General features: G+C 59.3%; 9 protein-coding genes, 1 tRNA gene and 1 pseudogene. 4 read left to right on the forward strand and 7 right to left on the reverse strand.

The features are described from left to right. Positions 1-2: 2 nt before the first annotated feature. A complete protein-coding gene (locus QWI18_RS23530) occupies positions 3-767 on the reverse strand; it encodes an amino acid ABC transporter ATP-binding protein (protein WP_065990920.1) in 765 nt (254 codons plus the stop codon). Between the two features lie 21 nt (positions 768-788). Next, positions 789-1,667 carry an amino acid ABC transporter permease gene (locus QWI18_RS23535; RefSeq protein ID WP_192135836.1) on the reverse strand — a complete coding sequence of 293 codons (879 nt, stop codon included), beginning with the start codon at positions 1,665-1,667 and terminating at the stop codon, positions 789-791. Between the two features lie 304 nt (positions 1,668-1,971). Between QWI18_RS23535 and QWI18_RS23540 the strand changes: the two genes are divergently transcribed. Continuing rightward, positions 1,972-2,937 carry a LysR family transcriptional regulator gene (locus QWI18_RS23540; RefSeq protein WP_192135838.1) on the forward strand — a complete coding sequence of 322 codons (966 nt, stop codon included), beginning with the start codon at positions 1,972-1,974 and terminating at the stop codon, positions 2,935-2,937. Between the two features lie 164 nt (positions 2,938-3,101). Here QWI18_RS23540 and QWI18_RS23545 read toward each other — a convergent pair whose 3' ends face one another. Continuing rightward, entirely contained in the window at positions 3,102-3,794 is a 693-nt protein-coding gene (locus QWI18_RS23545) for an HAD-IA family hydrolase (RefSeq protein WP_296308859.1), read from the reverse strand. 215 nt (positions 3,795-4,009) lie between these two features. Between QWI18_RS23545 and QWI18_RS23550 the strand changes: the two genes are divergently transcribed. After that, positions 4,010-5,497 carry a YdgA family protein gene (locus QWI18_RS23550; RefSeq protein WP_369320001.1) on the forward strand — a complete coding sequence of 496 codons (1,488 nt, stop codon included), beginning with the start codon at positions 4,010-4,012 and terminating at the stop codon, positions 5,495-5,497. A gap of 51 nt (positions 5,498-5,548) precedes the next feature. Here QWI18_RS23550 and QWI18_RS23555 read toward each other — a convergent pair whose 3' ends face one another. The 3 genes and pseudogenes from QWI18_RS23555 to QWI18_RS23565 form a co-directional block, all read right to left on the reverse strand. After that, positions 5,549-6,679, reverse strand: coding sequence for a mechanosensitive ion channel family protein (locus QWI18_RS23555; RefSeq protein WP_065990932.1), 1,131 nt, complete (start codon positions 6,677-6,679; stop codon positions 5,549-5,551). 315 nt (positions 6,680-6,994) lie between these two features. After that, a pseudogene (locus tag QWI18_RS23560) lies at positions 6,995-8,148 on the reverse strand (epoxide hydrolase family protein). Further along, positions 8,145-9,065: an NmrA family NAD(P)-binding protein gene (locus QWI18_RS23565; protein ID WP_369320002.1), complete on the reverse strand. Its 921-nt coding sequence runs from the start codon at positions 9,063-9,065 to the stop codon at positions 8,145-8,147. The pseudogene QWI18_RS23560 and the gene QWI18_RS23565 overlap by 4 nt, the downstream one beginning before the upstream one ends. A 115-nt stretch (positions 9,066-9,180) precedes the next feature. Between QWI18_RS23565 and QWI18_RS23570 the strand changes: the two genes are divergently transcribed. Then, positions 9,181-9,807: a TetR/AcrR family transcriptional regulator gene (locus tag QWI18_RS23570; protein ID WP_369320003.1), complete on the forward strand. Its 627-nt coding sequence runs from the start codon at positions 9,181-9,183 to the stop codon at positions 9,805-9,807. 541 nt (positions 9,808-10,348) lie between these two features. Next, the gene (locus QWI18_RS23575; RefSeq protein WP_369320004.1) at positions 10,349-12,253 is read left to right on the forward strand and encodes a methyl-accepting chemotaxis protein; all 1,905 of its coding nucleotides are present in this window, start codon (positions 10,349-10,351) and stop codon (positions 12,251-12,253) included. Positions 12,254-12,628: 375 nt separating this feature from the next. Here the strand turns inward: QWI18_RS23575 and QWI18_RS23580 are convergent. Then, a tRNA-Arg gene (locus QWI18_RS23580) sits at positions 12,629-12,705 on the reverse strand. Positions 12,706-12,975: the final 270 nt, after the last annotated feature.

Consider the following 12,975-nt stretch of genomic DNA (forward strand, 5'->3'; position numbering starts at 1 on the left):
GTTTAAGTGCGAACGGCAGAAATGAAGCTTTGGGTTCTTGGATTTTGTGGGCTTATTAGAATGTCTTCCGGGGTGCCGGCCTCCACAATCTGGCCGCCGTCCATGAACACCATCCGGTTGGAAACTTCGCGGGCAAAGCCGAGTTCGTGTGTCACGACGATCATGGTCATGCCGCTGTGCGCCAGGTCACGCATGACCGACAACACTTCGCCCACCAACTCCGGATCGAGGGCGGAAGTGGGTTCGTCGAACAGCATCAGCTTGGGCCGCATCGCCAATGCGCGCGCGATCGCGACACGCTGTTGCTGGCCGCCGGAGAGCTCCACGGGATAGGAATGGCGCTTGTCCGCCAGCCCGACGCGGGCCAGTAGCTCGGTGGCTTCTTCATTGGCCTCTTTGGGCGAGCGCTTGAGCACCTGGATCGGGCCTTCGATCACGTTCTGCAACGCCGTCATGTGCGGGAAGAGGTTGAAGCGCTGAAACACCATGCCGGTGCTCAAACGCTGACGGGCGATCTGAGCGTCCGTCAGTTCGTGCAGTTTATTGCCGACGATGCGGTAGCCCACCAGTTCGCCATCGACCCACAAACCGCCCTTGTCGATTTTTTCGAGCTGATTGACGCACCGCAGCAGGGTGCTCTTGCCCGAGCCCGAGGGCCCGATGATGCACAGGACTTCGCCTTGTTCGACTTCAATGCTGACGTCTTTGAGGGCGTGGAACTGGTCGTAGTATTTGTTCAGGCCGACGGCTTTGACGATGTTTCTCATGCTGATTCTCCTGGGCCTGACTTACGAACGCTTGCCGGCGCCGCGGGCGAAGCGCAGCTCCAGCCGGCTTTGACCGAACGACAGGACAGTCACCACCGCCAGGTACCAGATCCCCGCGACAATCAGCAGCTCCATGACCCGGGCGTTGGCGTAGTAGATGTTCTGCGCGTTGTGCAGCAATTCGGAATACTGGATGACGCTGGCAAGGCTGGTCATCTTCACCATGCTGATGAATTCGTTGCCAACCGGCGGGATGATCACGCGCATCGCCTGGGGCAGGATCACCCGACGCAATGCCTGCAGGCGCGGCATGCCGATGGATTTGGCGGCTTCGTACTGACCGGTGTCTACGGACAGCAAGCCTGCGCGCACGACCTCGGCGGTGTACGCGCCCTGATTGATGCTCAGGCCCAGTAGCGCGGCAACGAAAGGTGTCATCAGGCTGACCGTATCGATCTCGAACACACCGGGAATGCCGATGACCGGGAAGATGAGCGCCAGGTTAAACCACAGCAGCAACTGCAAGATCAGCGGCGTGCCACGAAACAGCCAGGTGTAGGTGATCGCGACGTAACGCAAAATCGGGTTCGCCGACATGCGCATGATGGCCGTGATCACGCCGATCACCACCCCGAGGGCCATCGCCAGAATCGACATGATGATCGTGTTCAGCAGACCCCAAAGAATGGCCTCGGACGTGAGGAACTGGCCGATATAACCCCACTCGATCTGCCCGTTGGCAAACGCACGGGCCAGGCCGGCGAGGGCAACGATGATGAGGGTCGCGAAGAAAATGCGCCCGTAATAGCGGCGTGGGACGTGTTCGTACTGGGTGATGTCGAACGCGTTTTCGGTCTTCCTGCGCTCGGCTTGCAGCTGCTCCGCCTGATTCTGATTCATGTGTCTCTCCGAAGCTGTGTGCAGACCGCGCCTGCCTGATCTGGGCAACCCTACCCAGCCTCCCCGCCCCGACGTAGGCCCGCCGCTGCAGCATGGAATCGTCCTGGATAGAGGGCAGTTACTAATTGAAAGTCCTGATCAAAGTGTCAGGTTATTTAATGTTGGATCCGCTTTCTGCCTATGTTGCAGAGTACCGCGTGCGCGGTTGCCAATCGGGTTTTTCTGTGTTCATTATTATCAACCGGGCACGTTTTTGTTGTGAGTCAGAGCCTGTTGAATCCAATAGGCGAGGTCAATAAGCATTATGGAAACTCCACTTTCCAATTCTGGAAACGTGCCGCCTAAACCGGGAATACGCCCGCCTCTTACTCTCAGCGGAATGGACTTCAAGCTGTTGCGGGTGTTTCAGGCCGTGGTCGAGGCGGGTGGCTTCAGCGCCGCCCAGAATGAGCTGAATGTGGGCCTTGCAGCCATCAGCAAGCAGATTTCGGACCTTGAAATCCGCATCGGCATGCGCCTCTGTACACGAGGCCGGGAAGGGTTTCATCTCACTGAAGAGGGCAAGCTGGTCTATCAGGCGGCGATCGAATTGTTCGCGTCTGTGGACAGTTTTCGCGACCGGATTAGTTCTGCGCAGAATGAGTTGATTGGCGATTTGAGTATCGGCGTAATTGATAACACCCTGACCGATAAAAGTTCGCCGCTCATTGCCGCACTTAGACTAATGCGCGATGAAGCGCCCAAAGTCAGACTGCGCCTGCAAGCGTCTCAACTGGATGAAGTCGAGCGTGCCATGGTCGAAGGACGGGTGAGTCTTGGCATCGTGCCGGTGTATCAGCGGCGCGAAGAGTTTGATTATTTCCAGTTGTACGAAGAGACCTCCCACGCGTATTGCGCAGTGGGGCATCCGCTGTTCGAGGCGGACGACGGTGCCCTGAGCATCGACAGCCTGCGCGCATTCGACATCGTGAATCACCGCTATGCGATCCATCGCGACAAGGCGAGCTTCGTCAATTCCGACAGCCAGTGCGCCTCCGCCTCCCAAGTCGAAGCCGTCGCCATGATGATCCTGACCGGGCGCTTCATCGGCTTTCTTCCCGAACACTATGCGCGCAATATGATCCGCGACGGTCAGCTGCGCGCCCTGCGCCGCGACCTGATCTTTCTACAAACGCCCGTCAACCTCATCCTGAGGCACAACGCCCCCCGGAGCCCGCTGGTCAAGGCGTTCGCTCGGGCGTTGGGGGTGGATTTAAGGGTTGGGGTGTAGCGTAAATGTCACGCAATTGCCGCGAACGTAAGCCCGGTGGCGCGCAGCAAACACCGTCCCTGTGGGAGTGAGCTTGCTCGCGAAGGCGCCCTTTCGAACGCCTGCGACCTAGCGGATGTGCCGGCCTCATCGCGAGCAAGCGCGGTCCTGCGCCTACAGCGTGATCAGCGGGCAAAGCCCGGCAAACCCCAATCTTCCAGCGGAAACTCGGTCAGCGAGCCCAGTATCAGGTCGGCGTGCGCATATTGCTCGACCGGCATGTGCGAGTCAGGCACCGCCACGGCATACATCCCTGCGGTCTTGGCAGCGGTGACGCCGAAAGGCGAGTCTTCAAACACCAGACAATCCTTCGGGTCCACGCCCAGGTGGCGCGCCGCAGCCAGGAAGATATCCGGCGCAGGCTTGGCCGCGGTGACCTCGGCGTGATCTGCCGTCACCACGTCTTTAAACAGCTCAAACCAGGCGCGGTGATTGCTCGTTTTCACGTGGAAGTAGTGAAGGGAAGAACTGGTGCCCACCGCGATGGGGATGTTGTGCTCGGCGAGGTGACGCACCAGTGCCTCGGCGCCACGCATCGGCACGGCGTGCGGGAAGCGCTCGTCCAGCATCGGCTGGCGAACGGTCAGGAACTCCTCGGGAGACATCGGCAGCTCAAGCGCGCTGATCACGTACTCGGCGAAATCCTGGGAGCCGCGGCCAATGGAGTGCTGTTTCACCGCCCAGTCGAACGTCCTGCCGTGCCACTTGGCGATGGTGTCGGTCACTTCGGTGTAGATGCCTTCGGTGTCCAGCAGCAGGCCGTCCATGTCGAAAATCACCGCCTTGACCGGACCCTTGGGCTTTTGCACGTCGCTCATCTCATCGATTCCCTTAGCAAATTGGCGTCCAGCCTAACGCCTCGGCGAACGTCGTGGCTAGGCGCAACGGCTGCAAAACGTCCTCGCCAAGTGCTAATCTCGCCGGGCTCTCGGCAGCGCAAGGTGCTGCACGGCCGCTCTGTGTGGCGCCGAAACCCTCCGGGGTCAAGGAAGGCAAGACCTCTCTTCAAGAACGGACATCTTCGAGTCGACACATGAAAAAATCAGTCAACATCGCCGTAGGCGTCATTGTGGTTGCGGGCGTCCTCGTTACCGCTGGCGCCTGGTACACCGGAAAACGGCTGGAGGGCGCGCTCAACGACGCCATCCAGCAAGGCAATCAGCAGCTTCAAGCCGCGTTCGTCGGGCATGAAGGCAAGGCGAGTGTTGAGCTCCTTTCCCTTGACCGTCACTTCTTCACCAGCACCGCGCACTACAAGCTGAATATCCAGGACCCCCAATTCAATGAGGGCAAGCCGGTCGAGCTGCTGTTTGTCGACAACATCGAGCACGGGCCATTGCCGTGGAGCCGCGTGAAATCGCTGCAACTGCTGCCGGTAATGGCCGCCAGCAACGTGCAGATTGAGAAGAACGCTTTCTCCGAGAAATGGTTTGCCATGACCAACGGCCAGCCGCCGCTGACCGGCCACTTCAGCATGGGCTACGACCGCGCCGCATTGGGCCGGGTGGACTTGCTGCCGTTTGAATTCACCGATCAGACCGGCGCGTTCAAGTTTTCCGGTTTCACCGTGAATGCCTCCGGCTCGGGCGATGGCCAGAAGCTTGAGGCCAACGGTGTGCTGGGCAGCGTCGACGTCACCGCCACCTCCGAAGAAGGCCCGGTGCATCTGACGCTCAAGGATTTCACCTTCAACACCGGTGGCACAAAAGGCAAATCGGGTTTCTACCTGGGCCACACCGACGCGAAAATCGCCTCGGCCACGTTCCAGGCGGCAGGCCAGCCGGCTATTCAGTTCAAGGACTTCGTCAACACCAGCCTGTTGCAGGAAGTGGAAGGCAACCTGAATGCGCAGGTGACCTACGACATCGGCAACGTCAGCTTCAATGGCAATGACGTTGGCGCCATGCAGATGCTCTGGAAGTTCGGCAATTTCGACATCGCCTCAACCCAGGCACTGATGAAGATCTATCAGGAGAAAGTGCAGCCTCAAGCCCAGGCCGCCGCGGCGGTGGGTGAAGCCTACACGCCACATTTGAGCCCGGCTGATCAGGCCTTGGTGCAGGCTGAAGTCAGCAAGTTGCTGAGTGCCAAGCCGCACATCGAGCTGGAAAAGCTTTCACTGAAAACAGCCAGCGGCGAGAGCCAGTTCAGCCTGTCGATGGACTTGGCCAATCCTTCGGCACTCGATCAGCCAGGCGCGGAATTGCTCAAGCAGCTGCTGACCCAGCTGGACGCCAAGCTGGTGCTCTCCAAGCCGATGATCAAGGATCTGGCCGCACTGCGCGCCAAGTCTGCCGGTCTGACCGACCCCGCCGCCATCGCGCAGCAGGCGCAGGGCGCAGCGGATTCGGTGGGCGGCATGGCGGTCATGTTGCAAATGGGCAAGGTCGATGGCGACAACATCGTGTCCAGCCTGCACTACGCCAACGACGTGGTGGACTTCAACGGCGTGAAGATGCCGGCGCAACAGTTTGCCGCAATGATGATGGGCAAGTTTGTGATGTTCAGCGGCGGTCAATAAGTCTTGCCTGGCCACCGCTGAGGTGGCCGGGCAGCTTGCTTTGACCTGTCTTCAGACTGGCGGCTGACGCGCGATTTCCGTGGGCGCTTCGTGGCCTTCGCGCTCCGGCTGAACAGTGCGCGACGACATCTCCGCACGCAGCTGAGGCAGGCACTGCGGGTATTGCCGTGCGACGAAACTGATCAGCCGCTCGCGCATGTGGCATCGCGCATCCCAACTGCGCGATGAATCCGCCGAACTCAACAACACCCGCAACTGCATCGCTTTGTCGGTGGTGTCCGTGACCTGCAATACGCAGACGCGGCCATCCCAGAGGTGCGGAATTTCCTTGCAGATGCGCTCCGCTTCTTCGCGCAGCTCCTCCAGTGGCAACGCGTAATCCACCCACAGAAACACCGAGCCAATCAGGCTCGACGTGCTGCGCGTCCAGTTCTGGAAGGGCTTCTCGATGAAGTACTGCAACGGAATCACCATCCGCCGCTCATCCCAGATCTTCAGCACCACGTACGTGCCGCTAATCTCTTCAATGCGACCCCACTCGCCCTCAACGATCACCACGTCATCCAGGCGAATCGGCTGGGATATCGCGATTTGCAAACCCGCGATCAAGTTACCCAGCACCGGCTTGGCGGCGAAACCGGCGGCCAATCCCGCAAGCCCTGCCGACGCCAGCAGACTGGTGCCGATCTGACGCACCGGCGGGAAGCTCATCAGAATCAGCCCGGTACCGAACAACAACACCAGCACATTCAGGCAGCGCACCAGCACCCGCACTTGCGTCTGAATCCGGCGGGCTTGCAGGTTGTCCTCGATGTCCAGCGGGTTTCGGATCGCGACCGCTTCGCCAATGGCTTTCACGCAACTCAACGCCAGCCAGGTGAACCCGGCCACCACCAGCATGCCGTTCAAATGCCGAACACCCTTGATCAACATCAGATCATCAGGCGCAGACGTCCACACGGTTTGCAGGGCCAGCAGCGGGATCAGCCACAAGGTCGGCGGTTCGGCGCGGTGAATGAGCTGCTGGGCGAAGACGAAGGACTTGGCGACGCGACGGAGCAACACCAATGCGATCCAGCGTCCCAACAGTGCGATGCAAATCGCGAAGGCGGCGGCCACCAAGGTGTTGAGCCAGGGCAACGGCAGTGCGTTCAGCCAGGCTTCCGGGAGTACGTGTTCCATAGAGGGGGTCACCAACAGGACGGTTCAAAGGCAAGAGGTGTGAGCTCCCTCAGCGCTCAATGTTCCCCGATCCACCCGCCGCCGTAGAAATCGTGACGGGCTGCAATCAGCGAGCCAGAGCATCCGACACGTTTACTACATGTCGAATGCGCTGACCAGATCAGGCCAATGTCGGGCGAAGCCTGAATCTCTGACTCATGCTGCAGCGGCCGGCATTGCTTGCGCGCAACGCCATGGCGAAGGCTCGTCTATTACATACGTTGCATCCAGATGCCGGCAGTCCGCGACCGCCGCTCAATCCCAAAAGCGAAGCTCTCAACGCAGCAGACGGAAGGTTTCACGCACATGCTCGGTGAGCGTCGCCGGGTTTTCCATGGCAGCGAAGTGGCCGCCGTGCTCGGCCTCAGCGAAGAACCGCAAGTCGTCGAAACGCGCCTCTGCCCAGCGCCGGGACAGGCGAAGTAGCTCGCCCGGGAACATGCTCACCCCAGCTGGGATGGGCACAGCGCGTGCAGGGCCTTGCTGCTGCATTGCGCGCATCCCTTCCCAGTAGAAACGGACCGAGCTGGGTCCCGCATTAGGCAGCCAATACAGCATGATGTCGTCGATCAGCGCGTCGAGCTCATGACCCGCTCGGGCTCTCCGCCGCTGTCGGAAGCGTCCTGAAACAGCGCGTAAACCCACGCCGCTAAGCCAACGGGCGAATCCGACAGGGCGAAGCCTATCGACTGCGGCCGGGTGCTGTGCACCTTCATGTAACCGGACAGCTCCCGCTCATAGCGTTGCGCATCGGCCAACATGCGCTGCTCTTCAGGAGTGGCCTGCGCGATCTCCTCTTCAGTGGGTTGGTACATGACCATGTTCAGGTGAATGCCAATCAGACCAGGCGGACGCATGTGCCCAAGTGCGCTGGTCACGGCCGCCCCCCAATCCCCACCCTGGGCGGCCCAGCGCTGGCCATATCCCAAGCGGTCCATCAATTGCGCCCAGGCCGCAGCGGTTTTACCCACGCCCCAACCCGGCGAACGTGGCTTATCACTGAAACCAAAACCCGGAAGCGCCGGGATCACCAGATGAAACGCGTCGCTCGCCGCGCCGCCATGAACGGTCGGGTCGGTGAGGGGGCCAACCATCGCCCTGAACTCCAGAATGGAGCCTGGCCAGCCGTGGGTCATCAGCAAGGGCAGGGCGTCAGGGTGAGGCGAGCGTATGTGAAGAAAGTGAATGCCAAGGCCGTCGATCTCGGTCCGGCTGCTGTTCCACTGGTTGAGTTGGGTTTCGGTGGCGCGCCAGTCATAGCCGTTACGCCAGCGCTCGACCAGCGCGCGAATACGCTCAAGCCTGGGCCCTTGGCTGTTGTCGGAGACTGTTTCTGGGTCAGGCCAGCGGGTTTGCGCCAGGCGCTGGGCCAGATCGTCGAGTTGTGTCTGGGGGATATGAAGGGGAAAGGACTCGACAGGGTGGGTCATGGGTTGGTCCCTTGCACATGGGTACGGGCCAATGTGTCATGGACGGATGCCCATTCACGTTGGCCATAGCGATCGTTGTCCAGATTGAGCAGCTTGCCGCGCCCACTCATCATGTCTCGCAGGTATTGCATGCCTTGCCAGGCGGGGAAGGGCTTTTCACTGGCAGGCGTAAGCGCGCGCACCACGGAGATAAGGGCGGACAGCGTGCCGATATTCCCGGGGCGCAGGGTGCGGTAATGCTGCCCGGTCAGCTCGGTCAGGATGTTGGCAATCTGCGCAGGCGACACACTGTTGCCGGCAATGCGCAGGAAACGCGGCGTGTTGTGATCAAGCGCGGCATCGGCGGTAAAGGCGGCTACGTCGTCCTTGGCAGTGAAGTCCAGTAGCTGTTGCGCATCGCCGAAATGCAGCACTCGGCGGCCGGGAAGCACGATAGGCGCGTCGCCTTCGAGCAGTTCCAGAAACCCACCGTTGAGGATTGAGGTAACGGCGATGTTGGCTGAATCGAGCTGGGTGGCGAAGCGCCGGCGAAGGTCCAGGTTGCGGTTGTCGCCAGGGCGGGTATGGGTGTAGTCGAGCGAATAATCCGAGGGAATGAACCTGGGTACCCCAGCAGCGACAGCGGCCTCCAACAGCCTGCTTTGCTGTTTGATGATCACCTCCTCCAGGCCGTTGAGCGTGGACACGACGCAACCCGCGCCGGCAATGGCACCGCGCAGGCCCTGAGCGTCGTCCAGAGAAACGGGCGTGACGGTGACGCCGCTGCTGGGTAGACCAGTCAACCGGGTTTGTTCAGTGCCTGGTCGAACCAGTGCGATGACATGGGCGCCGCGCTCAACCAGCGCCCGGACCAGGCGTTGGCCCAAGTCTCCTGATGCGCCAGCAACCACAATCGGTAAAGCAGTAGTGTGATCCACAAAGAGCCTTCCTGGTCGGTGTGAAGGGGGTGAAGAGCGCCGGCTGCCTGCGCCGATTTAACTAAACGTTACCGTTTAGTTGACGCGCAAACAAGAGGTCGGTAAGTTGCCGGCCATGACGTTGATCACGACCAAATCCAAAGGCGGCAGGCCCAGGCAAAGCCAGGCGGGCGAGGCCGAGCGTCGATTGCTGGATGCTGCGCTGCAGCGCTTTCTGGCCAAAGGCGTCGAGGGCACTTCATGCGAAGACATCGCCCGGGCGGCAGGCGCCAGCAAAGCCACTCTCTATGCGCGCTATGCCAATAAAGAGGCGTTGTTCGAAGCCGTGGTGCGGCGCCACGTAGCGACTTTGCTGGTGCCCGCCGAGGCGATTCCCGCGCTCCCGCTCCAATGCCGCCTGAGGCATGTGGGCCATGGCATCCTCGAACATGCGCTGCAACCCGATACCCTGGCCATGATGCGCCTGGTGATAGCCACTTCCAGTCGGGCCCCGCTGCTGGCGGCCGAAGTGAATCGAATCGGGTGGGAAGGTGGATTCACCAGAGTGCGTTCCGCCATCATGGCGGGCCCGGACCAACCCTCGGATCCTGATGCGCTGGCCCTTCAATTCATCGACGTGGTGTTCGCGCCCCATCAGCTCAGAGCGCTGCTGGGCGGAGACCGGGAGCAGCTGATTCAAGCCATTCCCGAACGAGTGGAGTGGGGGCTGAAGTTGGTTCAAGCCGTCGGTCTGCTGGAATGAGTGTTTGGTTTCTATCGGTTCACCAAACAATGGTTCTGAACGGTAAAGAACTTTAAGTGGCGGTCAATTAGCGGTAATCAGCGCAAGCACTGAATCTTTCACGATGACGGCACCCAATATCGAAGTGCAAAGTTGCCAGCGGGGTGGCATTATCCGCGCTGAATAAAAAGAACAACTGTCTTTAGTAGTGGGCTGAAACTGTTCCCATCCATCGATAGCGCTATGGCCAACTATTCAGCCCTGAATGGCCTAATCCTTGGGGGGCGGGGTCGTAGTAAGCAGCAGCCGTGACCTCTAAACCGCAATTGATCTCCAGCCTCTGACTCAGGCGACCTTCCATCGGACAACAAAAAAACAAGCAAAATAATTTGAACTTTTCGTCCGGAATAGATACCGCGAAGCAAGTAACCTATTGCGCCGATAGTGTATGAAAGGACGATTTTTTCCTAAAGTTTTTTTGCGGCAGGCCGAAGTTTAAGGCTGTAGGAATGGCATGGAGTGGCCCTCTCCTATGTGAATACCTAAAACTTCAGAGGGCGCCATGCTAAAGAACATATTAATCAACATGACCGTCAGGTCGAAGCTCGTACTCGGCTTCACCCTGGTGATCATATTCACTGTCCTTATCGCCCTCACGGGGTGGACAGGCATCTCCTCACTCAGCGAGCGAAGTGAGCGCGTGTCTGACATCGCGAAACTCACAACGCTGACGCGGGACATGCGCATCGCCCGGCTGGTCTACGGCCAGAATTCTGACGACGCCAACGCTGCCACCTGGCTAAAAGCCTATGACAACCTCGACAGTCATTTGGCGTATTTGCGCGAAATACTCGACTCCGAGCTCAATATTCCCCATGTAAAAACCGCGACCGCCGCGATGACGGTCTACAAGGGCTTTTACAACGACATCATCAATGCGACCCATACGCGCGAAGCGAGCCGAGCCGTGTCTGGCAGCGCCGCCGATGAGGCATTGGAGGTGCTGCTACGCTTGGACACGCTCTCCAATTCGCCCGAGGGCACTGCCGCACAGCGAGATGCAATCGGACAAGCGCTGACGCTTTTTCAGAAAATGCGCTTTGATGTGCGTGGGTACACCTTCACGCTAAAGCCTGACGCGCAGCAGCTGGCGAACGCTTCAATCGCTGCGGCCGTAAGCAACGCCCAATCCCTGCAAGCCGCTGGATTTCAACCCGATGCCATCAAAGGCTTTCAGGCTTCACTGAATAAATACCAGGCTGCCATTGCCCAGTTTTCGGAAGCACAGGCCGCCATTAACCAGGGCCAGGCAGGTATTACCAAAAACATCGAAGTCCTGCTGGCTTCCGCCGATCAGTTGGCGCAGAACCAGGTTTCGCTGCGTATTGAGGATGTGGGCCAAGCCAATAAGATGTTGATCATATGGCTCAGCATTGCGCTCATCATCAGCGCACTGGCTGCATGGGTCATCACCCGCCTGATCGTGGGGCCGCTTCGCGAAGCACTGCAGTTGGCTGATCGAGTCGCCAACGGCGATCTGACCTACAGCGAAATAACGCAAAGGCGAGACGAGCTGGGCCTGCTGCAAGCCAGCATGCACAGAATGACCACCAACCTGCGGCAGTTGATTGGTGGCCTGCGTGATAGCGTCACTCAGATTGCGAGCGCTGCCGAACAGTTGTCCGCAGTCACCGAGCAGACCAGCGCAGGGGTCAATAGTCAGCGAACCGAAACCGACCAAGTCGCAACAGCCATGAACCAAATGGCCGCCACGGTTCAGGAAGTGGCGAGGAACGCAGAGCAGGCGTCGGATGCGGCGGTCAGCGCCTCCAAAGAAGCCCGCGATGGTGATGCAGTTGTCGCCAAGGCAGTGCTCCAGATCGAAAAACTCGCCACAGAAGTCGGCTATTCGAAAACCGCGATGGATGAGCTCAAGCAAGAGAGCAACAAAATCGGCGGCGTGCTCGACGTGATCAAGGCCGTTGCCGAGCAAACCAACTTGCTGGCACTCAATGCCGCCATCGAAGCCGCGCGTGCTGGCGAAGCCGGCCGAGGTTTTGCGGTTGTTGCGGATGAGGTGAGAAGCCTGGCGCAGCGCACACAAGCGTCGACCGAAGAAATTGCGACATTGATTGGTGGTCTGCACAGCCGAACCGCACAGGTTGCGACCACGCTGGAAAACAGCCGCCTTCTGACTGATAACAGCGTCGAGCTGGCGCGTGATGCGGGCGCTTCGATTGGAAACATCAGTCGCTCGATTTCAACCATCGAATCGATGAACCAGCAAATCGCCGCCTCTGCTGAAGAGCAAAGCGCGGTGGCCGAAGAAATTAACCGCAGTGTCCTCAGTGTGAGGGACATCTCCGAACAGACTGCCTCAGCGAGTGAGCAGACAGCAGCTTCGAGCGTTGAGCTGGCGCGTTTGGGTGTGCATTTGCAGGGGTTGGTTAGCAAGTTTGTCGTCTAAGCTCGGAGAACATAGCTAGCCAATTATTTGCCCTTCAAACGCTTACTCACGTCTTGGAGCATCGGGGTGTCATTGCGCAGACAGCTCGATGTTCTACTTCGAGGACGTGCCTTGCAGTCGTCGGTCAATGAGTTGATGAAAGGGAGTGCGGCCAGGCCCGACCAACAGACGAAGATGCCTCAATTGATTTTGATCGCGGGTGACAAGGCTTGGGCGTCAGACTTGATTTTGAGAGGTTTCTGCTGGGCTGGTTAGCTTTTGAAGGGTGCGCTTTGCGCACTGTCGTTTGCGCCATCGCCGCAAAAACGACTCTCAGGCCCTGAGCAGGTATCTGGCAGTAACGCTGACCCGTTGCGATGCAAGGGCAGAAGAAGATGGTGCACCTGACGGGATTCGAACCCATGACCCCTGCCTTCGGAGGGCAGTACTCTATCCAGCTGAGCTACAGGTGCAACGCGGGCGCCATAATACTCATCTGGCCTGCACGCGTCCATGCCGATGACCCGCTGTTAACAATTTAGTGAGACCAGGCCAGGCAGCAAAGCCACCCCCGCATGACAACCCCATACGCATCCTCCCGGCTACGCTGACCCATATCCATCCCCATCCGAAGCTCAACCCGTTCTTTTTTTCGAACGCACTATTGTCCTTTACCCCTGTTGTCCCTAGGATTCGTTTGAGATTTCAAACGCCCCGCCCGGCCTTTCTTCTATTCTCCAATC

The organism is Pseudomonas sp. W2Oct36, from assembly GCF_041060465.1.
Classification (GTDB): domain Bacteria; phylum Pseudomonadota; class Gammaproteobacteria; order Pseudomonadales; family Pseudomonadaceae; genus Aquipseudomonas; species Aquipseudomonas graminis_B.